The organism is Flavobacterium niveum, assembly GCF_055231775.1.
The window spans coordinates 294,599-318,423 of record NZ_JBUYSX010000004.1; the positions used below are offsets into that span (position 1 = coordinate 294,599).

The following is a 23,825-nucleotide window of genomic DNA, read 5'->3' on the forward strand; positions in this document are numbered from 1 at the left end:
ATTTAAGAGTTTGAGTGAAGCTACTCCCTCTCTATTGGAGAGGGTTGGGGAGAGGCCTGTTTCTTACTAATGCAAAGCAGCAGCACAAACGTAATTGCCGCATTTACTACAATCAGTTCGTTGTCGAAAACATAGCTGCCGAAGAACGTAGTTGAGTTAAGGCTCAGGTATAGCGTGATGAATGGCGATGCTATGCATACGAAAGGTACCAGCTTATCTTTTACGGTGAGCTTCTTCATGAACAGCCCGAAACTGTACAGCCCCAGCAACGGCCCATACGTGTATGATGCAATCTTGAATATCATACTCACTACCGATGCATCGTTGATGGCATTGAACAATACAATTACCAGGAACATCAGCAATGAAAAGGAGATGTGCACAAAGTGACGCGTGCGTTCGTTGCCGGTTTTGGTAAGGTTTTCGGGTTTGTCCATGCCGAGGAAGTCCACACAGAACGAGGTGGTAAGCGCTGTAAGTGCCGAATCGGTAGTGGCAAAGGTAGCTGCTGTAAGTCCTAACAAAAATACCACGCCCGGTATCAGTGACAGGTGATGGAACGCAATTTCCGGGAACAGCAGGTCGGTGCGCGGCTTGCCGTCTACAACCGGTACGCTAAGGCCGTTTTGGGCGGCATAAATGTACAGTAGCGCACCTACTCCCAGAAAGAACAGGTTGATAACCACAAACGTCCCTGTAAAGGTGAACATGTTTTTTTGTGCTTCGCCGATGTTTTTGCAGCTCAGGTTTTTCTGCATCAGGTCCTGGTCAAGGCCCACCATGGCTATGGTTACGAACATACCGCCTATGATTTGCTTTACAAAATGGAAGCGACTGCTAATGAAGTCTTCAAAGAAAAATATTTTGGAATAGTTACTCTGTTTTACGGTTTCAAAAGCCTGTGGAACGCTCAGGTTAAGGCTGTCGCAAATAAAGTATATGGTAAAGAATACCGACGACACCAGGAAGAATGTTTGTAGTGAATCGGTAATGATAATCGTTTTAAGCCCGCCTTTATAGGTGTAGGCAAATATCAGCAACAGCGAAATAAGCACCGTTACCCAAAATGGCACCCCAAAGGCATCGAATACATAGCGCTGCAATACAATCACCACCAGGTACAAACGGAAAGCGGAACCTATAGTACGGCTGATAAGGAATATCATGGCTGATGTCTTGTAGCTATAATAACCCAGTCGCCCTTCTATGTAACCGTATATGGAAGTAAGGTTCAGCCTGTAGTACAGTGGCAGCAGCACTTTGGCAATGATGATAAAGCCCAAAGCATTACCCAGTATAAACTGGAAGTACTTAAATTGTTCGCCACTGGGTGCGCCCACCTCTCCCGGCACCGATATAAACGTAACGCCCGACAGCGCCGTGCCTATCATCCCGAAGGCTACAAGATACCACTTACTGTTCTTGTTGGCCTTAAAAAAAGTATCGTTACTACTGTCCTTGCGGCTTACAATGCGCGATATAAGTATCAGTACGCCGAAGTAAATAATGATTATAGAGAGTATGGTTATAGGGCTCATGCGTTATCGTTTGGTACACAAAACAACTAAAAATTTTTGAAACCTCTTAGCATTTGCGCTAAATAGCACTTGCGGTTTAAATTTTATATCTTTGCGGGGTTATGGAAATGTCGTCTAAACTACTCGAAAATGCGGTTGTAGAAATATCGCAGCTGCCCGGTATAGGCAAGCGTACGGCGCTGCGCCTGGTGTTGCACCTGCTTCGGCAGCCTGCGGAACAAACCCAGCTGCTGAGTGATGCACTACAGAAAATGAGGAACGACATACAGTACTGTAAAAGCTGCCACAACATAAGCGATACCGAAGTATGCTCTATATGTGCCAATGCTTCCCGCGATACAGCTGTAATTTGTGTGGTGGAAGACATACGCGATGTTATGGCCATAGAAAATACCGGCCTCTTTAAGGGCATATACCATGTCCTTGGGGGGAAGATTTCGCCCATAGACGGCATTGGCCCCAGCCAGCTGAATATTGCCACATTGGTTGAAAAGGTGCGCAGTGGTGGGGTTAAAGAACTCATCTTTGCACTGAGCAGTACCATGGAGGGCGATACCACAAACTTCTACATTTACCGGCAGGTGAAGGAGTGGGGTGTGGTTACATCGGCCATTGCAAGGGGAATTGCGGTGGGTGATGAGCTTGAATTTGCCGATGAGGTAACCCTGGGGCGCAGTATAGTGCATCGCGTACCGTTTGAAAACTCGCTGAAAAGCATGTAGTAATAAATACATATAATAAAACTGGGTGTTTGCTGTTTATGTGTGGGGAGGTGAAACAAAACGGATAAATAACACTTTGTTAAATTTTTACTGGTTATATTTGCTGCTTACAGTATACAACCGGTCCTGATATTGATTTTTATGGAAAACTCCGAAATAAAGGTGCTTATTACCGGTGGGGCAGGATTTATAGGTTCTGCTTTGTGCGATTATTTCATTGAAAAGAAATTCCGCGTTACCTGCCTTGATAACCTGGCTACGGGTCACAAAAAAAATATAGCACACCTTACAGATAATCCATTATTCACATTTATAGAGGGCGATATCCGCAACCTTGACGATTGCCGTAAGGCAGTTGAAGGGGCGCACTATGTGCTGCACCAGGCTGCGCTTGGTTCCGTACCGCGTTCGGTAGCCGACCCCATAACCACTAACGATGTTAATGTGGGCGGTTTCCTGAATATGCTTACGGCAAGCCGCGATGCAGGGGTAAAACGTTTTGTATATGCGGCCAGCTCTTCTACGTATGGAGACAGTAAAAACCTGCCGAAAGTGGAAGATGTAATAGGCAAGCCGCTTTCGCCTTATGCTGTTACCAAATATGTAAACGAATTATATGCTGATGTTTTTGGTAAGGTATACGGACTCGAAACCATAGGGCTGCGTTACTTTAATGTGTTTGGAAGAAGACAAGACCCGAATGGTGCCTACGCTGCCGTAATACCTAAGTTTGTGTCGATGCTTATGCAGCACGAAAGTCCCGTAATAAACGGTACAGGAGATTATTCGAGGGATTTTACCTATATAGATAATGTGGTGCAGGCCAATGAAAAGGCGCTGTTTGCCACCCACCCCGATGCCGTAAATACAGTATACAACGTGGCATATGGCGAACGTACTACGCTGAACCAGCTTGTGCAGGGGCTTAAAAAATACCTTTCGGGTTTTGATGCCGCCATAGCCGATGTTGAGGTAGTATACGGCCCGGAGCGCGCAGGCGATATTCCGCATTCGTTGGCGAGCATTGATAAAGCGAAGGAACTGCTGGGCTACAACCCGCAGTTTTCTATGGAGCAGGGATTGCAGCAGGCTGTGGGCTGGTATTGGGAAAATTTAAAACCGGTTTCTTTTTAAAATGAAAATAGCAGTAATAGGCCTTGGGTATGTGGGGCTGCCATTAGCAGTGCTTATGGCAAAGAAATATCCCGTGGCCGGATTTGATATAAAACAAGACCGTGTAGGCCAGCTTAAAGCAGGTGAAGACGTAACGCTTGAGGTAGATGCAGCAACACTTAATGAGGTGCTTGTAGATAACCTTGCAGGTGGTAACGGCCTTTTTATTACATCGGATATTGAAGGCATAAAAGAGTGTAATTTCTATATTGTTACGGTGCCTACCCCGGTAGACAAGAACAACAGGCCCGACCTAACCGCGCTATACAAAGCCAGTGAAACGGTAGGCAAGGTGCTGAAGAAAGGCGATATCGTGGTGTATGAGTCTACAGTATATCCCGGGGTGACTGAAGACGAATGCGTACCGGTATTGGAACGTGTAAGTGGATTGAAATTTAATGAAGATTTCTTTGCAGGCTATTCGCCAGAGCGTATTAACCCCGGAGATAAGCTGCATACGGTAGAGAAAATCATAAAAGTAACATCAGGTTCTACGACTGAATCGGCTGATGCGATAGATGCGGTGTACAACTCGGTTATCATAGCCGGAACGCACAAGGCGCCAAGTATTAAGGTGGCCGAAGCTGCCAAAGTGATAGAAAACTCACAGCGCGATATTAATATCGCTTTCGTGAACGAGCTTTCCAAGATATTCACCCTATTGGATATAGATACCTATGATGTGCTGGAGGCAGCGGGTACCAAATGGAATTTCCTGCCGTTTAAGCCGGGGCTTGTTGGCGGGCATTGTATAGGGGTAGACCCATATTACCTGGCACAAAAGGCACAGGAAGCCGGTTATCACCCTGAAATAATACTGGCCGGACGCAGGCTGAACGACAGTATGGGGGAGTATGTGGCGTCGCAACTGATAAAGAAAATGATAAAAGGTGGCGTGGTGGTAAACGGTGCTAATATATTGGTGCTGGGTATTACTTTTAAGGAAAACTGCCCGGATGTGCGCAATACCAAGATAGTAGATGTAATCAGTGCGCTTAACGAGTATGGTGTGTCTATAACGCTTTACGACCCGTGGGCCGACCCTGAAGAGGTAATGCATGAATACGGGTTGGTAAGCCATGAAACCCTGCCTGAAGGTAAATACGATGCCGTGTTTGCAGGAGTGGCGCACAGCGAATTTAAAACGCTTAACCTGCAATCGGTATGTAATGAGGTGAGCGTGGTATACGATTTCAAAAAAATATTTTAAAAATTTCGAGTTAACTAAAATAGTCTTAATTTCGTAGACTTTAGTTAGTAAATAAGATCATTTTATAATGAGCAAAATTAAAAACATTTGCTGTATCGGAGCCGGTTATGTAGGCGGGCCTACTATGGCAGTGATAGCAGCAAAATGTCCGGATATAAAGGTTACAATTGTAGACCTTAATGCAGCCAGGATAGCAGCCTGGAACGATGATAACCTTGATAATTTGCCGGTATACGAGCCGGGGCTTGACAAAATTGTAGCCGAAGCCCGTGGCAGGAACCTTTTTTTCAGTACGGAAATAGAGAAGGCGATTGATGAGGCCGAAATGATTTTTATATCGGTTAATACCCCAACCAAAACGTATGGTGTAGGTAAGGGTATGGCAGCCGACCTGAAATATATAGAGCTTTGCGCAAGGCAGATAGCTTCTGTTGCAAAAACGGATAAAATAGTTGTTGAAAAATCAACACTGCCGGTGCGTACTGCCGAGGCCATACGCAGTATACTGGACAATACCGGAAACGGTGTGAAGTTCCAGATACTTTCTAACCCTGAGTTCCTTGCCGAAGGTACTGCTGTAGAAGACCTGCTAAGCCCGGACAGGGTACTTATAGGTGGGGAAACTACCGAGGGTGGAGCCAAGGCCATGCAGGCACTGGTAGAGGTGTACGCAAACTGGATACCGGCCGAAAGGATACTTACCACAAATGTATGGTCGTCTGAATTGTCTAAGCTTACGGCGAATGCATTCCTGGCGCAAAGGGTGTCGTCTATAAACGCGATGTCTGAACTTTGTGAGAAAACAGGTGCTGATGTAAATGAAGTGGCAAAAGCCATAGGTATGGACAGCCGTATAGGGCCTAAGTTCCTTAAAGCATCGGTAGGGTTTGGCGGCTCATGCTTCCAGAAAGACATCCTTAACCTGGTGTATATTGCCAAAAGTTACGGCTTAAATGAAGTGGCCGATTACTGGGAGCAGGTAATAATCATGAACGACCACCAGAAAAAGCGTTTTGCTGCTAATATTGTTAGGACGCTTTACAACACGGTTTCGGGCAAAAAGATAGCGTTCCTTGGTTGGGCGTTTAAAAAAGACACAAACGATACGCGTGAATCAGCAGCAATATATGTGGCTGACGAACTGCTTAATGAGCAGGCTACTATAGCGGTGTACGACCCTAAAGTGGAAGCCACGCAGATATATGGCGACCTGGATTACCTGGGTAACCGTAGTGAGGCAGACAACGCAAAAGGTGTTGCTGTACACAATGACCCTTATGAGGCGCTTAAAGATGCCCATGCCATAGCGGTGCTTACCGAGTGGGATGAGTTTAAGGGCTATGACTGGCAACGTATTTATGATAATATGAAAAAGCCTGCTTTTGTTTTTGACGGCAGGAACCTGCTTGATGCAGATAAGCTGAAAGAAATAGGTTTCTTCTTTAATGCCATAGGCAAATAGTTTTGGAGGGTATTAAATGAAAAAAATACTGATTACCGGTGGTGCCGGATTTATAGGGTCGCATGTAGTGAGGAGGTTTGTAAACAACTATCCTGATTATGAAATTTATAACCTGGATGCCCTTACGTATGCCGGTAACCTTGAAAATATAAAGGATATAGAAGATAAACCAAACTACAGGTTTATTAAGGCTGATATTACCGATGCTGCCGCGATTTCGGGGCTGTTTAAAGAGCATGCTTTTGATGGGGTAATCCACCTGGCGGCTGAGTCGCATGTAGACCGCTCTATAACCGATCCGTTGGCTTTTGTACGTACCAATGTAGAAGGTACCCTTAACCTGCTTAATGCTTTCAAAGAAATTTGGAAAGATAATTTTGAAGGAAAAAGGTTTTACCATGTAAGTACCGATGAGGTATATGGTACGCTGGGAACTGAAGGGCTTTTTACCGAGGAAACACCTTACGCGCCAAATTCACCATATTCGGCAAGTAAGGCGGCTTCAGACCATTTTGTGCGTGCTTATGGCGAAACTTACGGATTGCCGTATGTGCTTACAAATTGCAGCAACAATTATGGTCCGAACCATTTCCCTGAAAAGCTGATTCCGTTATTTATTAATAACATCATCAATAATAAAAGCCTACCGGTATATGGGGATGGTAACTATACACGCGACTGGCTTTTTGTTATAGACCATGCTTTGGCTATAGACCTGGTGTTCCATAAAGGCAGGAACCACGAAACCTATAATATAGGCGGCTTTAACGAGTGGAAGAATATAGACCTTGTTAAACTGCTATGCGGTATTATGGATGAAAAACTGGGCAGGGAAAAAGGTGAGAGCGAAAAGCTTATCACTTACGTGAAAGACCGCCCGGGACATGACCTGAGGTATGCTATAGATGCCACGAAAATTAACAGTGAATTAAACTGGAAACCTTCAGTTACGTTTGAGGAAGGCCTTAATTTTACCGTCGATTGGTTTTTAAACAACCAGGACTGGCTTAAAGGGGTCACCTCAGGCGAATACATGAAGTATTACGATAAACAATATACAAACCGGGTATAACCCATACTGCCTATGAAAGGTATTATTTTGGCCGGAGGGTCGGGGACCAGGCTGCACCCGCTTACACTTGCAGTAAGTAAGCAACTGATGCCTGTGTACGATAAACCTATGATTTACTACCCGCTGTCTACCTTAATGATGGCCGGTATACGCGATGTGCTTATCATTTCAACTCCGAAAGACCTGCCTTTATTCAGGGATTTGCTGGGAGACGGTAATAAGTACGGCTGTACGTTTCAGTATGCTGTGCAGGACCAGCCGAACGGCCTTGCCGAAGCATTTATAATAGGCGAGGAGTTTATAGGTAATGATAAGGTGGCCCTGATTTTGGGCGATAATATTTTTTACGGTGCCGGTTTGGGCAAGTTGCTGCAAAGCAATATAGACCCTGAGGGTGGTATTATATATGCCTACCACGTGCACGACCCTGAGCGTTATGGTGTAGTCGAGTTTGATGCACAGGGCAAAGCGCTTTCTATAGAAGAAAAGCCGCTTCAGCCAAAATCTAACTATGCGGTGCCGGGTATTTATTTTTATGATAATGATGTGGTGCGCATTGCAAAAAGCATTGAACCAAGCCACAGGGGTGAACTTGAAATTACCGATATAAATAAATATTACCTTGCCAATAATAAATTAAAAGTTAGTATCTTGGACCGCGGTACAGCATGGCTTGATACCGGAACATTTCAGTCGCTTATGCAGGCTTCGCAGTTTGTAGAAGTAATAGAGGAGCGCCAGGGCCTTAAAATAGGTGCCATAGAGGGTGTGGCTTATGAAATGGGATATATAACCGAACAACAATTCAGGGAGCTTTGTGCGCCGCTGCTAAAAAGCGGGTACGGTAAGAAACTCCTTTCTTTGATTGATACCAAATAAATGAATATAGTCCTAACCGAAATTGAAGGTTGCTTTATCCTGGAACCACGCGTGTTTAACGATGGCCGGGGGTATTTTTACGAAAGTTATAATAAAAATACGTTTAAGGCAGTAACAGGTATAGATGTAGATTTTGTGCAGGACAACCAGTCGTTCTCTTCTAAAGGGGTGTTGCGCGGGCTTCATTACCAGATAGGTGAAGCTGCCCAGGCAAAACTCGTAAGGGTAATACACGGTGCCGTGCTGGATGTGGCTGTAGACCTTCGCAGAGGGTCTGCTACTTTCGGTAAACACGTAGCAGTAGAGCTTAGTGCTGAAAACAAAAGGCAGCTTTTTGTGCCGCGTGGTTTTGCCCACGGTTTTGTAGTACTGAGTGATGAGGCGGAATTTGCCTACAAATGCGATAATTTTTATTCTAAAGAGCATGAAAGGGGTGTTATATATAACGATGCCCAGCTGGATATAGACTGGAAATTTGCAGAAACCGATTTGCTGGTTTCAGAAAAAGATGCTGAGCTACCGGCTTTGGCAGATTCAGACTATTAAAAAAGTTGCAATAAGTATAGTTCCTTGCGTGATATAAATTATTATAACCCATGCAGTTAGATACTAAAAAGGCATTGCAGGTATTTAGGAGTGGTTTCAGTTGTACTATAAAATATAAATAGCTAATGAGTAAAATTACACATGTTATCCTTACCGGCGGTGTAGGGAGCCGTTTATGGCCTTTATCAAGGAAAAGCAGGCCAAAGCAATATCTGGCTATCTTCGGGGGAAAATCACTTTTTGAAATGACTTCAGACAGGAACAATGCTTTTGCCAGTAACCTTATTGTGGTAGGAAGCAGGGATAACTGCCACCTTTCTAAAGAAATACTTACAGCCTGTAATACTGAATATCTTGATGTTGTAGAGGCTGTGCCGAGGAATACAGCGGCAGCTATTGCCTTTGCTGCCTTTGCATCTGAGCCTGATGATATACTTATAGTAACCCCGTCTGACCATATTATAGAAGGTGCCGAAGCGTATAAGCAGGCTATAGATGAGGCTGTAGAAAAAGCAGCAAACGGTTACATTGTAACCTTTGGTGTGCACCCTACCAAACCTGAAACGGGTTATGGCTATATAGAACACAAAGAAGATGAGGTGCTTTCGTTCCGTGAAAAGCCGAACCTTGTTACAGCACAGGAGTTTATAGACAGGGGGAATTTCCTTTGGAATAGCGGTATGTTCTGCTTTAAGGCGTCGGTACTGCTTGATGAGCTGAAAACATACCAGCCAGAAGTATATGAGAAATCGCTTGCTGCATGGAATGCTTCGCCTGATGGTAAACTTAACGAAGAGCTTTCGCTGCAAATCCCTTCAATCAGTATAGATTATGCTGTAATGGAGCGCAGTAAAAAAATAAGGGTAGTGCCTGCAATATTTAAGTGGTCTGACCTTGGGTCGTTTGATTCGGTTTACGATTACCTTAAGAAAATGGGGCATAGTGTAGACGAGTCGGGCAACATGGTTATAGGTACAGATAACTATACTGCATTCCTTGGCCTTGAAAACACCATATTTGTACATACGCCTACGGCTAACCTTATATTGCATAAAGAGCACGCACAAGAGGTTAAAAACATATACAGCCAGCTGGAAAAGTATAAGTCTAAACTTATAGATTAATCTTTACTATTGCTGCTAAAATTCTTAATAACGGGGATGCTTGAACTGGAACTGGCTTAAGACAAAAGGAGAGTATATAAACTCTGTAAAATGGGGTGCCTACGGCATTTGTGTCAGCTTTTTAAAGCAGGTATGTCTATTACCGGCTTTTATTTATGCAGTAGGTTATACGCAATACTCATTTTGGCTTGTTCTTTTTTCCATTGCATCTCTTATTGCCAGTATTTCATCAGGCCATTATCATTTTACGGCTAACCATTTTAACCTGGCCTACAGGAATGATGCCGATGCAGAGATAGCCTTAAAGCCTGTTATAACATCAAATGGTATTTACGCTACAGTTCAGGTACTGCTAGCGGCCTTAGTGTGTATGCCCTGGGTTCTGCCGCAATTTGCAGGCTTTTCTGGTAAATATATAGAAAGCTATCATGGAGGTGTGTGTTTGTTTCTTCTCTTTGTTTCCAGGATGCTGTTATTTTATTCAACCCTTTTCCTGGGCAGGCTGCTTGAGCCTTTAGGGCATGTAAAGGAAACACTGAAGATACAGGCGTTAGGAGACGTGTTAGATGTATTTGTTACACTGGTGCTGATACTTATAACCGGAAGCCTGTTGTATACCTGTTTAGTGGTTATGCTGGTAAGCATAGTATTCTATTTTGTTATAAGGATGCATGTGCAAAAACGTTTAGGGTTTAGGTTAAGGTTTTGTTTTTTACAAATTTATAAGGCTGTATCTGTAATAAAGAGTTCTTTTTTGCTTAATGCCAGTTTTTTTGTGGAAAGAGGCTATGAGCTTGGTGTTAACCTTATGGTGGTCTGGTTCTTTTCTGCAGACAGCGTGCCTGTATTTGCTACAACCAGGGTAATATCAAATGTGTTTTACCGGTTTTCACTTATTTCTATTTTGCCTCTATTCCCTGAGATACAAAAGTATTATGCATTGGGGGATTATAAGTATACGGTGAAAATAATGCAGAGGTTTTGGGTATATTCATCATTTATTATTGTGTTAATGATTGTGGTGGGTTTCCCGTTATTGCCTTTTATATATGAAATGTGGACGAAAGGCAAAATAGTATTTAATGCCGGGCTTATAACCGCATTGTTTATGGGAATTTTGTTTCAAAATTTTGCAACAATTATCTATGAGTTCTTTAAGAAAGTAAACCTTTCGTGGCAGATGCTGACACTTAATGTAATAAAGGTTGTGACAATATGTGCCGGGATGTTCTTGTTTGGGCAGGTAAATTACCTTCCGGGGCTGGGGTTTGCGTTTTTTATGGCCGAATTTATTTGTAGCCTTGCCGGTTTTGTCTTTTTGCAGCGAATATTTTTTGGGCAAATTAAAATAAGCCAAATTTTATACTATTTGGTGCCGATAATATTATTTTCGTGTACATTAGGGCTTTATATTATTTTTAAAGATTATTTAATGGTGTTTGCCGGCGGATTAATTTCGCTTGGGGTAAATTATAAACTGCAGAAAATAATTTCTGCACAAGTAAACGAATAAGTATGGTGTTGTTTGCATGTTTTTTGTGGTTGTTGCTTATATATGCAGATTCTTACATTCATGCAAAAGATAAAGATTTATTTTCACCAATACGCTTTGTAACGCTGCGGTTTATATTTCAGCATCTTCCGTTTATTTTGTTTGTGGCTTTTTTTCCTGGCGGATTTATGAGAAGGATATTAAATATTTGCCACGTAAGCATTGAGGAGGCTTTTGTAAAATATACTTTAGTGCAAACTATAGCCTACTTCAGCCTTGTTTTTGGGATAAAGGCGGTGAGTTTTAAGAATAAAATCGAAACCAAAAAAGCGGTGTACACTGTAAATATAAAGACACTGCTATACCTGGCCGTTTTTTTATATGTCATTGCACTTACAGCTTATTGTGTTTTTATAAACCGTATAGGAGGTGTAGATTACCTTTTAAAGCACATTTCTGAGAGGGTTTTGCTGCAGCGGGGGCATTATATACTTGGGCTTCTAAATTTGTTTTATATAGTGCCGCTGTTATTAATGCTTAGGCTGTCTTATACAAAACACATTGCAGATAAGGTTTTGTTATTGGTGTCGGTGCTTACTTATTTGTTTATAGCAAACTCGTTAGGGGCAAGGGAGCCTACTATAGTTTTTTTGGCAATGCTTGCAGTAGGTTATAGCTTTATAGTAAAAAGTATTAACGTTAACAGGAAGACAGTGTTGTTAACTGTTGCCTTGATACCTTTATCTGTTGTCTATATTTTAGCTGTTCCATTACTTAGAAATGATTTTAAAGATTTTAGTGCAGGTGATTTGTTAGGGTATAAAGGAGTAAAAAAATTCGTTTATCAAACCTCTTATGTTTATATAGATGTTTTTTCTTCAAATTATTTTAATAAAGATAACGCATGGAAGTTAGATGGGTATTTTGCACCGCTTGCTGCCATAAATGCCAAAGGGAATAAAAGTGAAATACCTGAAGTAGACCAGGGGGTGTATTTTAGGTCTATAGTTGTAGATAATAAATATTATAAACCGCCGATACCGCGGGGCAAAATGTCTAAGTCATCATGGCCTACAGAGAATTTCGGGTTTGCCTATGCTAATTTTCTGTTGCCCGGTATTATAATTTTTTACTTTTTACAGGGAGTAGTGTTTGGAATGGTTCATAAATTCAGGAATAGAAATCCGGAAAATGTTGTAATAATAGTACTTTATGTTTTTGTATTATTGTACTTTAATTTTAGCAGCCTCAGGCTTGCTTTTTTTGTAAAGACATTACCTTTATTATTTATTTGTTGGTTTGTTTTTAATAAATTTGTGCTGACAAAATCTAAAAATAATGCTTTGTTGTAAAGCAATGTTTTTTTGTTTTGGGGGATTAGAGCCAACTGATTTTTTACAATAATACAACCGTCGGTTTATTTTTTAAATCGATAAATTAGGAGAATTAAGGTTGATGTAATTTAAAGAATTTATAATGTTACAAGCATGTAGCAGGGTTATTGTAAAATAATTTAACCGTTTGAGTTAAAAAATCGATTAGTATTTAAAGAAATTATAAAAAAGTTTTACATTTGTTTTTTTTAACATTTTGTTTTATTGGTGTTATCCTTTAAAACTAAAATACCAATTATAATGCAAAAGGACATAAAGATATATATAGCTGGCCATCGTGGTATGGTAGGTAGTGCTATATGGAGGATACTTGAATCTAAGGGTTACACAAATCTTATAGGCTCTACAAGCGCTGAACTTGACTTAAGGGAACAGGAAGCTGTTAGGGATTTTATATCTGAAAAAAAACCGGATGTAATTATTGATGCTGCAGCGCGTGTAGGAGGCATACTTGCCAATAACGATTATCCGTACCAGTTTATTATGGAAAATATGCTGATACAGAACAATCTTATAGATGCAGCGCTGAAAAATAATGTTGAGAAATTTATTTTCCTGGGCAGTTCATGCATCTATCCTAAATTTGCACCACAACCATTAAAAGAGGAGCATTTGCTTACCGATTCGTTAGAACCGACTAACGAATGGTATGCTATAGCAAAAATTACAGGTGTTAAGGCCTGCCAGGCTATACGCAAGCAGTTTGGTAAAGATTATGTAAGCCTTATGCCTACAAACCTTTATGGCACACACGATAATTTCGACCTTAACACATCGCATGTATTGCCGGCTATGCTAAGGAAATTCCACGAGGCTAAGCTTAATGGCAATACTCCGGTAACCCTTTGGGGTAGCGGAACGCCAATGCGTGAGTTTTTGTTTGTAGACGATATGGCCGAGGGGGTAATATTTGCTCTGGAAAATACGCTGCCTGATTATTTATACAATGTGGGTACCGGTGAAGACCTTACCATTAAGGAGCTTGCCGAAACCATACAGCGTATTGTAGGCCACACCGGTGAAATTGTGTGGGACAGCACTAAGCCCGATGGTACACCGCGTAAGCTTATGGATGTTTCTAAAATGCACGAACTGGGCTGGAAGCATAAAGTAAACCTTGAAGAAGGTGTTAAAAAAACCTACGAGTGGTTTTTAGAAAACATAAAAGACATTAAAAAAGTAACTATATAAAACGAACAATCAATACGTATGAAGACTGCATTAATTACAGGCGTTACAGGCCAGGACGGATCTTACTTAGCTGAACTTTTATTAGAAAAAGGATATATGGTGCACGGCATTAAAAGGAGGGCTTCTTCTTTTAACACCCAACGTATTGATCATTTGTACCAAGACCAGCACGAAAGCAATGTGAACTTTAAGCTTCACTACGGTGACCTTACAGATTCTACTAACATTATACGTATTATACAGGAAGTTCAGCCAGACGAGATATATAACCTTGGTGCTATGAGCCACGTAAAAGTGTCGTTTGATTCGCCTGAGTATGTAGCTAACGTAGACGGCATAGGTACGTTAAGGATACTGGAGGCTGTTCGTATACTTGGCCTTGAAAAGAAAACAAGGATTTACCAGGCTTCAACTTCTGAGCTTTATGGTGGCCTTGAAGAAAATAAAAATGCACAGGGTTTTTATGATGAAAACTCTCCATTCTACCCACGCTCGCCATATGGTGTTGCTAAAATATACGGCTTCTGGATTACTAAAAACTATCGTGAGGCATATAATATGTATGCTTGTAACGGTGTGCTTTTTAACCATGAATCGCCACGCAGGGGTGAAACTTTTGTAACCCGTAAAATTACTATGGCTACTGCTGCTATAGCAAAAGGAAAACAAGAGTGCCTGTACCTGGGTAACCTTAATGCACTACGCGACTGGGGCCATGCTAAAGACTATGTAGAGGCTATGTGGCGTATACTTCAGCAAGATGTTGCTGAAGACTATGTTATTGCAACTGGTGTAACCACATCTGTGCGTGACTTTGTTCGCCTGGCATTTGCCGAAGTAGGTGTAGAGCTTACATTTGAAGGTACTGAAGAAAGCGAAATTGCAAAAGTGGCCAAATGTAATAATCCTGAATACCAACTTGAAATAGGTAAAGTGGTGGTGCAGGTAGACCCTCAGTATTACCGTCCTACAGAAGTAGATTTACTACTGGGCGACCCTACAAAATCTAAAACAAAACTTGGCTGGGTACCTCAGTATGACCTTGCCGGTCTTGTTAAGGAAATGGTAGCGGGCGACTTAAAGCTTGTGTAACTATTGTATTAGTATAAAGGCATTGTAATAAATACATTTGAAAAAGTATTATGCTTTCAAAAATTATAAATATTTCTCCAGGAAGTTTTAGGCTGCTGCTTGCGCTCCTTGTTGTAGTTTACCATTCGGTTGCGTTTTTGTCATTTGGGCATTCTTTGGTGTATATGTTTTTTGTGCTTAGCGGTTACTGGATTTTCAAAATGTATAACGAAAAATATTCTAAGTTTAATAACGCATACCTTGTATATATACAAAGCAGGTTTTTAAGGCTTTACCCTATTTACTGGCTTGTGCTTTTTTTTAGTTTGGTATGTTACAGGCTCTTTGCTGACCTGTGGAATATTGCTACGGTGAGTGCCGGTCCTGATTTTACTACTGCTTTGCTTTCAAATATAGGAGTTATTTCAAATGGCTTTGGCAAAGCTTATTGGTTTGTGGTGCCGGCCTGGTCATTAGCGGTAGAACTACAGTTTTACCTTATAGTGCCTTTATTACTTTTACTGATTAAAAACAAAGCAGTTTCCCTGATTCTGCTCATAGTTTCTTCAGTAATAATTACCATTGGGTTATATTGCGGTTGGCAGGTCTTTACAGTTGAATCTGTATTATTGTACCTTCCTTATTTCCTTGTGGGTGGTATAGTTTATATATGGGATTTAAAGGCAAGCTACACCAGTGCAAAAATTTCGGTATTTGTAGTGGCTGCTTTGTTAATTATAAGCCACGGTGTACCTGCGTTTAGGGAAGCTGTTTTAAGCCGCGATTATAAAATAATGGGTTTTGTACTGCGTGAAAGCTTTAATATACTAATAGCTATTGCTGCCTTGCCGTTTGTTATTTATAATATTCACAGGCCTGTTATAAACCGTAAAAATGATGCTTTGGCATCGTCTATGTCTTTCATTATTTATTTGTTGCACTGGCCACTGCTACAACTCTATGCACTGTCAGTAAAAAATGTAGGAGGCCTGCAAAAGTGCATTCACCTGGGTTTATATTATTTAATATGTATAGGCTTATCCTATCTTATCGGAAAATATGTAGACCAATGGTTTGAAGAAAAAAGACGAAACTGGCTTAAAACCAAAAAATATAAAGTTAACCTTGTAGATGATTATAAGGTTACAAGCTAATTTAAGATTAAAAACTTATGAAAATATTAGATTGCACAATTAGGGATGGTGGTTATTATACAAACTGGGATTTTAATAAACCACTTGTAGACCGTTACATAGAAGCTATGAACCATTTACCTGTTGATTATCTTGAGGTGGGCTACAGGAGTATACCTTTAAAAGGATATTATGGTAAGTATTTTTACTGCCCCGTTTATGAGCTTGAAGACCTTAAGCAAAAATCTAACAAAAAGCTGGTGGTATGTCTTAACGAAAAAGATATAAAGCCAGAACATATTGATATAGTTTCTACTCCTATTAAGGGGCTGGTAGATATGGTGCGTGTAATTGTAGACCCGCAAAACTTGGGCAGGGCCATAAGCCTTGCCGAAGGAATAAAGAAACAGGGCTTTGAGGTAGGTTTCAACATTATGTACATGTCTAAATGGAAACAGTACGGTGACTTTATTTCAGAACTTAAGAATATAGACGGCATAGCAGACTACTTTTATATGGTAGACTCTTATGGCGGCGTATATCCTAAAGATATTATAGAAACCATGGAAATGGTTAAGGCAAATACCAACTGCCCTATAGGTTTCCATGGACATAACAACCTGGAGCTTGCCCTTATAAATACACTTACGGCAATAGAGCATGGCGCCGAAATAATAGATGCTACCATACTGGGTATGGGCCGTGGAGCAGGTAACTTAAAGACAGAACTTATACTTACCGCGCTTAACTCTAAATATGGCCAGGATCTTAACTTTAACGCATTGGGCGATGCAGTAGCAAATTTTGAGCCGCTACTTGAAAAACACCAGTGGGGTACTAACCTGCCTTACATGATTTCGGGCTCTAACTCACTGCCGCAAAAAGATGTTATGGATTGGGTAACCACGCGTTTCTACTCGCTAAACAGCATTATAAGGGCGCTGGAGAACCAAAAAAACAAAGTGGCTGATAATCAAACGTTGCCTGTATTTGAAGCAGACCATTATACCAATGTGGTAATTATAGGCGGCGGTGCCAATGCCCGCGAACATGCCGATGGTATTATAGAGTTTGTAAAAGGCAGCGAAGATGTAGTAATTATACATGCCAGTTCTAAAAATGCGTATCTATACAAAGATCTAGATGTGCCACAACTGTTTTGCCTTGTAGGTAGTGAAGGCCACAGGCTTGAAAAGGTTTTTTCAGACCTTGGAAACTTTAGCGGCAAGTGTGTACTGCCACCATATCCAAGAAAAATGGGTACTTATGTTCCGGAGGTTGTTGCAGATAAGGCTTTTGAACTTCCTGCAGTAGAATTTACCGGCCAGTACAAAGACTCGCACACCGCGCTTGCATTGCAAACAGCCCTGCAACTTAATGCTAAGAATGTATACATAGCAGGATATGACGGTTATACTGATATTCCTATTACAGAGCTTGAAAGGGTACTGGTAGCCGAGAATGAATATTTATTTGATTTATTCAGTGCCAATAACGATGTTAATATTGCCAGCATAACTCCTACAAAGTATGCTTCGCTGGAACTAAAATCTGTATACAGTTTATTATGAATTTAGATTTTATAATTGTTATACCCGCCAGATATAAATCAACAAGGTTTCCGGGTAAGCCCCTTATAGATTTGGCAGGTAAATCTATGTTACAGCGCACCTATGAGCAATGCCTTAAGGCTGTAGATAATAAATTAATATACGTAGCTACAGAAGACCAAAGGATTGTAGACCACTGTAACGAGCATAATATGAATGTTATCCTTACGTCTGATAATTGCCTTACCGGTACAGACAGGATAGCAGAAGTGGCCTCTAAGATTAAAGCAGATTATTATATAAATGTGCAGGGCGACGAACCACTTTTTAACCCTGAAGATATAACAAAAATGTTAGCGCTGTTACCACAGTGTAATGGCGAGATACTTAATGGGTATTGTAAAATAACCGATGCAGAGCAGTATACAAGTGTTTCTGTACCTAAGGTGGTTTTTACACCATCGGGTAAGCTATTATACATGTCCAGGAGCGCCATCCCGGGGAATAAAAGCGGCAACTTTGTTAAAGCCTGGAGGCAGGTTTGCATCTACGCATTCCCGCAAGACAGCCTTGTTAAGTTTTCGCAGGCCGAAGGTAAAACACCTTTAGAGGCCGAAGAAGATATAGAAATCCTGAGGTTCCTGGAATTAGGCTACGATGTAAAAATGATAGAACTGTCTGACGATTCTGTGGCTGTAGATAACCCGGAAGATGTAGAAAAAGTAATAGCTAAACTCAATTCATAATGTTATCTAACTATAAAAATATCTTGTGGGACTTTGACGGTGTTATTATGGACTCCATGCCTGTCAGGGATAAGGGATTTATAAAAGTTTTAGAATCATTTCCTGAAGAACAGGTGGCCGAACTTGTAGCTTACCACCAAGAAAATGGGGGGCTGTCGCGCTATGTTAAATTCAGGTATTTTTATGAACAGATAAGGAAGGAGTCTATTACCGAAGAACAGGTAAATGAACTTGCGGCAAAGTTTTCTGAAATAATGCTTGATTTGTTAATTGATGAAACTTTGTTTATTAACGATAGCCTGGACTTTATTAAAAACAACCATGGATCATTTAAAATGCACATTGTATCTGGCTCTGACGGTAAGGAACTAAACCATATTTGCAAGGAGTTAGGTATAGACAAGTATTTTTTGTCTATACAGGGGTCTCCCACCCCAAAAACACAACTTGTAGAGGGGCTTTTAGAGACTTATGGTTACGATAAAAATGAAACGGTACTTATAGGTGACTCGTTAAATGATTTTGACGCAGCCAGCAAAAATGGAATACATTTTATGGGGTATAATAATGTTAAGCTAAAGGAGAAATCCAGTAATTATATATCAGATTTTAATTTCTAATTGTAGTGTTTTAAAGAGTCAGGCTGATTACTTTAAAGCCTTAGAATTTAGATGAGATTATACTTCCCTGAATATAGGATAATATTGTGATAATAAAATAAATTTAATTTACTAATGTCCTTAAAAAAGAAAATTGTAGGGAATAGTATAGCTGTTGTATTTCAAAAAGGAGTTAAGGTATTAGAACAGTTAATTCTTATCCCCTTTTTTATAACCGCTTGGGGAAAAGATTATTATGGTGAGTGGCTTACACTTACCATTGTGCCTAATATATTTGTGCTTTCAGATCTTGGTTTCGGTACAGCGGCTGCAAATTATTTTGTGCTTCGCTATGCCGGTGGCGAGAAACAGGAAGCTGCCGATATTTCTAAAAGCGGTTTCAGGATTATTACCATAGTTGTACTGTGCGGATTGTTTATAAGCACTGCCCTGATGATAGGTTTGGCAGAGTTTAATGTGTTTGATAAATCACTTATAGATAAGAATGAGGCCATATGGGCGGTTTCTATACTTATACTTGCCCGTTTACTGGCCTTTTATGTACAGTTATTTGAAGCGTATTACCGTGCAGCACGTAGGGCATCGTTAAGTATAAATCTTTTAAGTTTCCAGTCTTTTTTTAATATAGTTGCCGGCTTTGCAGTATTGTTTGCGGGGTATGGTATTATTGCTTATGCATTATCTCAACTGGTTGTAACTGTTGTTTTCCTTTTAGGATATGGTTTATATTCAAAGACCCTTATCAGTTTTGCTAAAGAAGGAATAATAGGCAAAGTAAAAAAGGATGATATTAAAGCTATAACAAGTAAGGGTTTAGGTTACCTAATGTCGCCTGTTTGGCAGGCGATATTTTTTCAGGGGACAACCTTTGTTGTACGTATAGTGCTGGGGCCTGCTGCGGTAACTGTTTTTAACACCATAAGGACATTAACCCGATCTGTAAACCAGCTTATAAATATGCTTGATACTATTATTTTCCCTGAAATGCAGTATGAAATAGGCCTCAAAAACATTTCTAAAGCGGCTATGCTTTACAGGGTGTCTATGATTGTGGCTATTGTAATAGCATTTTTCGGGGTGGTATTTTTAATGCTGTTTGGGCTATGGTTTTATGGAATATGGACCAAAAACCAAATTGAGGTTAGCCAAAGCGTATGGAATATTTTTATAATAGGTATTTTATTTAACGCTATGTGGTGGCTTGCCGGTGTGGTATACAGGGCATATAACCAGCCTTACAAGTATACCATAGCCGGAGCAATTTGCTCTGTTATATCTGTAGCGGCCTCTTATGTACTGGCGGGCTATTATGGCTTAACGGGCGTGGCTATAGGGTGTTTGCTGTTAGAAGTTTTAATGGCTGCCTATGTATTACCAAATAGTTTTAAAATGTTGAATATTTCCCTGGCCGATTTTTATCTTCAGGGTAAGAACGATATTGTACACTTGTTGTCATTTGTAAATAAAAAAATGCAAAAAAAATAAACCATGAGGAACCTGTTTGTATGTCATACGCAGTTGCATCTTATACTAGCTTCGGGATTAGCTAACGGGCGCTTTTCGGGAGATACAAACAACCTTATTTTGTTTAAAGACTTTAAGATTCAGCCTGCTACAGAAGAAATTCTTACAACGGTGTTTAACAAAGTCCTTTTTAGGGATGGTATTTACCCGGCGGTTAATAAAACCTGGAAAGCAAAAATTTCTACTATACCTAAAGACATTGAAGCGTTAGATGGATTTATATCTGATAGCTATGATAAGGTTTTTGTAGTTTGTGATGGCAACATACAGGAAATGAGGGTGCTAAAAAAAGCATTTTCGCTTAATCCATCTGTAGAATTTATTTGGCTTGAAGATGGTATTTATCCTTACTTTGTTAATACCGATAAAGTTGATGGTTTAAACTCAAATAACGTTACACGCTTTTTAAGGAAATTTATTTTTAAAGCGATATTTAGATTAGGCAGGTTCTACGATTTTGACGGGAACTATATGTCTGGCAACAGAAACATAAAAACGGCCTACCTTACGTTAAAGGGCTACGAGAGGGATATTTTCAAAAATAAGAAGATTGTAGATATAACAGTTGAAGAGTACAAGGCCGGACTAAATGCACTGTTCGGGAACCACAATATGCCTCTTAATGATAAATCTATAGTGTTTGTACTTGATAAGCTTGATACGTACGTTGATTTATCTAAGGTTTCAGAAATTCTGGGTAAAGTATTCAGTTTTGCAAAAGAAGCCGGTTTAACAATTTATTACAAATACCATCCCAGAGATGAAGAAAGGCTTGGCCTTTTAGAGGAAGCACATGAATTAGATAAAAATTTGGCGATTGAATATTATTATAATTCTAATTTTGGGAGAAATATTTGTATCGTAGGGATAAAAAGTAGTGGAGTACAAAGTGCCCATTTCTTAGGTTTTAATGCCATGTCTCTTGCCTACTTACTGGATGAAGGCGATGTAAATATGCTAAGTTTTTTTCAGAAATTAGGAATTAGCGTGCCTAAAGACCTTATTAGTGCCGAAGCCTATCTTAAAACAAATATGTCTGTATGATAATATGCTTAATAATAATATTCGTATTAATAAACCTTGAGATTATCTGGAGGTATTATAGGTATGAATATGGGGTTTTTCAGGCCCCGTTCTTAATTGCGTGTGGTTCTATTGTTGTATTTGTTCCTCAGCTTACATCATTTTATGTTAGCAGCTATTATGATAACTCACTTTTGCCCAGTCTACTCTTTATAATGTGCATTTGTAATATTGCATTTGAATATGGTTTTAGACTTGGGAAGAATTCAAAGTTGCCACAAACCGTAAGGAATATTGATTTAAAAGCCGCTAAGAATATTGTTGCAGTATTATCTATATTAGGTATGATTGCCGCGTTTACGATAAGGGGGGTGTGGATGAATGAACTTGAAAATAAAAGTAATTTTATTGTTATGGTTAACCTGGCTAATTATCAAGAGCTTGGGTTTATTTTTTTTCTCCTTTACCTTTTAAAAGTTAATAAGAAAGATAAGTTTGCAATAATTATTGTTGTTCTTGCAAGCCTCTTGTATCTCGAAACTATATTGCTTTTAGGTAGGAGAAATTTATCTCTGCGTCTTTTGTTGAATATTCTTATTATTCTTGTTTTTGCTAAACCGCAATATTATAAACACGTAAGGAAATTTTTATTGATTCTTTTCTTGTTTGGGGGGATTATTAATGCAAGTATACAAACAATACGCACAGGCCTGGGAGATAAAACATCTGGAGACATTGATTATACATCTAACTTCGAAGACTCTTTTAGCCAAACTGATTTTGATGTAGGTATGGATATTGGCAACGCCGCAATTGGGATTAACTTTTGTTATCAGAATGATTCTTATGATTACGGGCTTGGTATTTGGAATAAATTTATTTTTAATTATGTACCTAAATTTCTTGTAGGCGAAGAATTAAAAAGCGGTTTGCAGGTGCCTTTTGAATATGATGCGATAATCCCTGTTTTAACACAAAATGTAACTACCATGACCGGTTATTTTGATGCTTTTGCCTCATTTTCATTTTTTGGATTTATTGAATTCATATTTTTAGGTTATTTATTAGGGTTATTCTGGAAGTGGTCTTTTGTGTCTGATTTATATCTTCTTGTATACATGTTCCTTTTTACACAGGCAGTAAACATATTTACACATTCCCCGCAATATATATATATAAGGCTCGAATTTTTGGCCATATTTTTTCTCCCTTTAGTGGGCTACCATATTTATAAAACCAAAAAGCAGTCATACAGTTTACAATGAAAAAAGTTGTTATTTTTACTAATCTTCCTTCACCCTATAGGGTGGACTTTTATAATGAATTAGGAAAATTTGTTGACCTTACAGTTGTTTTTGAGGGCAGGCGCTCAAAGGAACTTACTTTTAACTGGAATGACGATACCATTAAAAACTTTAATGGTGTTTTTCTTGATCCGGGGTACTTAAATGAAAAGAAAATAGATTTTAAAATATTTAGTTTCCTTAAAAGGAAAAAGTATGATATCCGTATAATTTCATGTTATTATACGTTCTCCCAAACTTTTTCATTGCTGTACATGAAGCTTTTACGTATACCGTATTATTTTGAAACCGACGGAGGGATTATAAATGAAAATGAAAAGTGGATTACAAAAAAAATAAAACAATTTCTTATAGGTGGTGCAAAAGGCTATTTTAGCCCCAGTACGGCTTCCGGTAAATATTTACAGTATTATAGCGCACCTAAAGACAAAATTTATAAATATCCTTTTACCTCTCTGTGGCAAAGTGATATAGTAGACAGGGTTCTTGATAAAGAAGAAAAGAAGGCAATAAAAGATAAACTGGGTATACCCGAACAAAAAATGCTTATTACAGTGGGGCAGTTTATTAAACGAAAAGGGTTTGACGTTTTGCTGAGAAGCCTTAAAGATGTGGATACGGAAAACCTTGGTGTATATATAGTGGGAGGAAAGCCTATTGCGCTATATAAAGAGATTGAAAGCGAATTTAATCTTAAAAACATACATTACATTGATTTTAAATCAAAGAAAGAACTTTCAGAATATTTTAAAGCAGCCGACTTATTTGTACTCCCTACAAGAGAAGATATTTGGGGGCTTGTAATTAACGAAGCCATGGGGCACGCCCTTCCTGTAATTACTACCGATAATTGTATGGCCGGCATAGAGCTTATAAGTGATAAAGAATGTATAGTTCCTGTAGAGAATGAGGCAGCTCTTTCGGTTGCAATTAACGGCATATTAAACGATGAAGAATATGCAAATAAACTAAGCAACAATAATTTAGAAAAGATAAGGGAGAATACTTTTGAAAGTATGGCCCGGGCTCACGTTAACCACTTAAAATAAAA

22 protein-coding genes are annotated in these 23,825 nt (G+C 39.7%); 20 read left to right on the top strand and 2 right to left on the bottom strand.

Annotated features, from left to right (window positions below; translation table 11 throughout):
- Nucleotides 1-20: 20 nt before the first annotated feature.
- The gene (locus ACZIX4_RS12035; protein WP_463335884.1) at nt 21-1,538 is read right to left on the bottom strand and encodes a sodium:solute symporter; all 1,518 of its coding nucleotides are present in this window, start codon (nt 1,536-1,538) and stop codon (nt 21-23) included.
- Nucleotides 1,539-1,639: 101 nt separating this feature from the next.
- Between ACZIX4_RS12035 and recR the strand changes: the two genes are divergently transcribed.
- The 8 genes from recR to ACZIX4_RS12075 all read left to right on the top strand — a co-directional run bounded on the left by recR (nt 1,640) and on the right by ACZIX4_RS12075 (nt 9,726).
- Nucleotides 1,640-2,260 carry a recombination mediator RecR gene (gene recR / locus ACZIX4_RS12040; RefSeq protein ID WP_463335885.1) on the top strand — a complete coding sequence of 207 codons (621 nt, stop codon included), beginning with the start codon at nt 1,640-1,642 and terminating at the stop codon, nt 2,258-2,260.
- A 141-nt stretch (nt 2,261-2,401) separates the two neighbouring features.
- Nucleotides 2,402-3,394 carry an SDR family oxidoreductase gene (locus ACZIX4_RS12045; protein WP_463335886.1) on the top strand — a complete coding sequence of 331 codons (993 nt, stop codon included), beginning with the start codon at nt 2,402-2,404 and terminating at the stop codon, nt 3,392-3,394.
- Nucleotide 3,395: 1 nt separating this feature from the next.
- Entirely contained in the window at nt 3,396-4,643 is a 1,248-nt protein-coding gene (locus ACZIX4_RS12050) for a nucleotide sugar dehydrogenase (protein WP_463335887.1), read from the top strand.
- 67 nt (nt 4,644-4,710) lie between these two features.
- Nucleotides 4,711-6,105: a UDP-glucose 6-dehydrogenase gene (locus ACZIX4_RS12055; RefSeq protein ID WP_463335888.1), complete on the top strand. Its 1,395-nt coding sequence runs from the start codon at nt 4,711-4,713 to the stop codon at nt 6,103-6,105.
- A 16-nt stretch (nt 6,106-6,121) separates the two neighbouring features.
- Nucleotides 6,122-7,177 carry a dTDP-glucose 4,6-dehydratase gene (rfbB, locus tag ACZIX4_RS12060; protein WP_463335889.1) on the top strand — a complete coding sequence of 352 codons (1,056 nt, stop codon included), beginning with the start codon at nt 6,122-6,124 and terminating at the stop codon, nt 7,175-7,177.
- 12 nt (nt 7,178-7,189) lie between these two features.
- Entirely contained in the window at nt 7,190-8,056 is an 867-nt protein-coding gene (gene rfbA / locus ACZIX4_RS12065) for a glucose-1-phosphate thymidylyltransferase RfbA (protein WP_463335890.1), read from the top strand.
- Nucleotides 8,057-8,602 carry a dTDP-4-dehydrorhamnose 3,5-epimerase gene (rfbC, locus tag ACZIX4_RS12070; protein WP_463335891.1) on the top strand — a complete coding sequence of 182 codons (546 nt, stop codon included), beginning with the start codon at nt 8,057-8,059 and terminating at the stop codon, nt 8,600-8,602.
- 125 nt (nt 8,603-8,727) lie between these two features.
- Complete coding sequence (locus ACZIX4_RS12075) at nt 8,728-9,726, top strand: mannose-1-phosphate guanylyltransferase (RefSeq protein ID WP_463335892.1); 999 nt, start codon at nt 8,728-8,730, stop codon at nt 9,724-9,726.
- A 477-nt stretch (nt 9,727-10,203) separates the two neighbouring features.
- Here the strand turns inward: ACZIX4_RS12075 and ACZIX4_RS12080 are convergent, their stop codons facing one another.
- Nucleotides 10,204-10,371, bottom strand: coding sequence for a hypothetical protein (locus tag ACZIX4_RS12080; RefSeq protein ID WP_463335893.1), 168 nt, complete (start codon nt 10,369-10,371; stop codon nt 10,204-10,206).
- A 28-nt stretch (nt 10,372-10,399) separates the two neighbouring features.
- On the opposite strand from ACZIX4_RS12080, the gene ACZIX4_RS12085 reads away from it, so the two are divergent.
- From ACZIX4_RS12085 to ACZIX4_RS12140, 12 genes are all read left to right on the top strand, one after another.
- Complete coding sequence (locus ACZIX4_RS12085; RefSeq protein ID WP_463335894.1) at nt 10,400-11,239, top strand: polysaccharide biosynthesis protein; 840 nt, start codon at nt 10,400-10,402, stop codon at nt 11,237-11,239.
- A 2-nt stretch (nt 11,240-11,241) separates the two neighbouring features.
- A complete protein-coding gene (locus tag ACZIX4_RS12090) occupies nt 11,242-12,570 on the top strand; it encodes an O-antigen polymerase (protein ID WP_463335895.1) in 1,329 nt (442 codons plus the stop codon).
- 282 nt (nt 12,571-12,852) lie between these two features.
- Nucleotides 12,853-13,803, top strand: a complete 951-nt coding sequence (locus ACZIX4_RS12095) for a GDP-L-fucose synthase family protein (RefSeq protein WP_463335896.1) — start codon at nt 12,853-12,855, stop codon at nt 13,801-13,803.
- Between the two features lie 18 nt (nt 13,804-13,821).
- Complete coding sequence (gmd, locus tag ACZIX4_RS12100) at nt 13,822-14,895, top strand: GDP-mannose 4,6-dehydratase (protein WP_463335897.1); 1,074 nt, start codon at nt 13,822-13,824, stop codon at nt 14,893-14,895.
- Between the two features lie 50 nt (nt 14,896-14,945).
- The gene (locus tag ACZIX4_RS12105; RefSeq protein WP_463335898.1) at nt 14,946-16,028 is read left to right on the top strand and encodes an acyltransferase family protein; all 1,083 of its coding nucleotides are present in this window, start codon (nt 14,946-14,948) and stop codon (nt 16,026-16,028) included.
- A 17-nt stretch (nt 16,029-16,045) separates the two neighbouring features.
- Nucleotides 16,046-17,578: an aldolase catalytic domain-containing protein gene (locus ACZIX4_RS12110; RefSeq protein ID WP_463335899.1), complete on the top strand. Its 1,533-nt coding sequence runs from the start codon at nt 16,046-16,048 to the stop codon at nt 17,576-17,578.
- A complete protein-coding gene (locus tag ACZIX4_RS12115; RefSeq protein ID WP_463335900.1) occupies nt 17,575-18,303 on the top strand; it encodes a 3-deoxy-manno-octulosonate cytidylyltransferase in 729 nt (242 codons plus the stop codon). The genes ACZIX4_RS12110 and ACZIX4_RS12115 overlap by 4 nt, the downstream gene beginning before the upstream one ends.
- A complete protein-coding gene (locus ACZIX4_RS12120; protein ID WP_463335901.1) occupies nt 18,303-18,923 on the top strand; it encodes an HAD family hydrolase in 621 nt (206 codons plus the stop codon). The genes ACZIX4_RS12115 and ACZIX4_RS12120 overlap by 1 nt, the downstream gene beginning before the upstream one ends.
- Before the next feature lie 261 nt (nt 18,924-19,184).
- Nucleotides 19,185-20,408, top strand: a complete 1,224-nt coding sequence (locus tag ACZIX4_RS12125) for a lipopolysaccharide biosynthesis protein (RefSeq protein ID WP_463335902.1) — start codon at nt 19,185-19,187, stop codon at nt 20,406-20,408.
- 3 nt (nt 20,409-20,411) lie between these two features.
- A complete protein-coding gene (locus tag ACZIX4_RS12130; protein WP_463335903.1) occupies nt 20,412-21,491 on the top strand; it encodes a polysialyltransferase family glycosyltransferase in 1,080 nt (359 codons plus the stop codon).
- 251 nt (nt 21,492-21,742) lie between these two features.
- On the top strand, nt 21,743-22,735 hold the full coding sequence (locus ACZIX4_RS12135; protein ID WP_463335904.1) for a hypothetical protein: 993 nt from the start codon (nt 21,743-21,745) through the stop codon (nt 22,733-22,735).
- Entirely contained in the window at nt 22,732-23,823 is a 1,092-nt protein-coding gene (locus ACZIX4_RS12140; protein WP_463335905.1) for a glycosyltransferase family 4 protein, read from the top strand. Before ACZIX4_RS12135 ends, ACZIX4_RS12140 begins: the two co-directional genes overlap by 4 nt.
- Nucleotides 23,824-23,825: the final 2 nt, after the last annotated feature.

Bases quoted from the DNA above. Each gene is read 5' to 3' on its own strand.
- ACZIX4_RS12035 (WP_463335884.1), bottom strand. From the start codon at position 1,538: ATGAGCCCTATAACCATACTCTCTATAATCATTATTTACTTCGGCGTA.
- recR (WP_463335885.1), top strand. From the start codon at position 1,640: ATGGAAATGTCGTCTAAACTACTCGAAAATGCGGTTGTAGAAATATCG.
- ACZIX4_RS12045 (WP_463335886.1), top strand. From the start codon at position 2,402: ATGGAAAACTCCGAAATAAAGGTGCTTATTACCGGTGGGGCAGGATTT.
- ACZIX4_RS12050 (WP_463335887.1), top strand. From the start codon at position 3,396: ATGAAAATAGCAGTAATAGGCCTTGGGTATGTGGGGCTGCCATTAGCA.
- ACZIX4_RS12055 (WP_463335888.1), top strand. From the start codon at position 4,711: ATGAGCAAAATTAAAAACATTTGCTGTATCGGAGCCGGTTATGTAGGC.
- rfbB (WP_463335889.1), top strand. From the start codon at position 6,122: ATGAAAAAAATACTGATTACCGGTGGTGCCGGATTTATAGGGTCGCAT.
- rfbA (WP_463335890.1), top strand. From the start codon at position 7,190: ATGAAAGGTATTATTTTGGCCGGAGGGTCGGGGACCAGGCTGCACCCG.
- rfbC (WP_463335891.1), top strand. From the start codon at position 8,057: ATGAATATAGTCCTAACCGAAATTGAAGGTTGCTTTATCCTGGAACCA.
- ACZIX4_RS12075 (WP_463335892.1), top strand. From the start codon at position 8,728: ATGAGTAAAATTACACATGTTATCCTTACCGGCGGTGTAGGGAGCCGT.
- ACZIX4_RS12080 (WP_463335893.1), bottom strand. From the start codon at position 10,371: ATGCTTACCAGCATAACCACTAAACAGGTATACAACAGGCTTCCGGTT.
- ACZIX4_RS12090 (WP_463335895.1), top strand. From the start codon at position 11,242: ATGGTGTTGTTTGCATGTTTTTTGTGGTTGTTGCTTATATATGCAGAT.
- ACZIX4_RS12095 (WP_463335896.1), top strand. From the start codon at position 12,853: ATGCAAAAGGACATAAAGATATATATAGCTGGCCATCGTGGTATGGTA.
- gmd (WP_463335897.1), top strand. From the start codon at position 13,822: ATGAAGACTGCATTAATTACAGGCGTTACAGGCCAGGACGGATCTTAC.
- ACZIX4_RS12105 (WP_463335898.1), top strand. From the start codon at position 14,946: ATGCTTTCAAAAATTATAAATATTTCTCCAGGAAGTTTTAGGCTGCTG.
- ACZIX4_RS12110 (WP_463335899.1), top strand. From the start codon at position 16,046: ATGAAAATATTAGATTGCACAATTAGGGATGGTGGTTATTATACAAAC.
- ACZIX4_RS12115 (WP_463335900.1), top strand. From the start codon at position 17,575: ATGAATTTAGATTTTATAATTGTTATACCCGCCAGATATAAATCAACA.
- ACZIX4_RS12120 (WP_463335901.1), top strand. From the start codon at position 18,303: ATGTTATCTAACTATAAAAATATCTTGTGGGACTTTGACGGTGTTATT.
- ACZIX4_RS12130 (WP_463335903.1), top strand. From the start codon at position 20,412: ATGAGGAACCTGTTTGTATGTCATACGCAGTTGCATCTTATACTAGCT.
- ACZIX4_RS12140 (WP_463335905.1), top strand. From the start codon at position 22,732: ATGAAAAAAGTTGTTATTTTTACTAATCTTCCTTCACCCTATAGGGTG.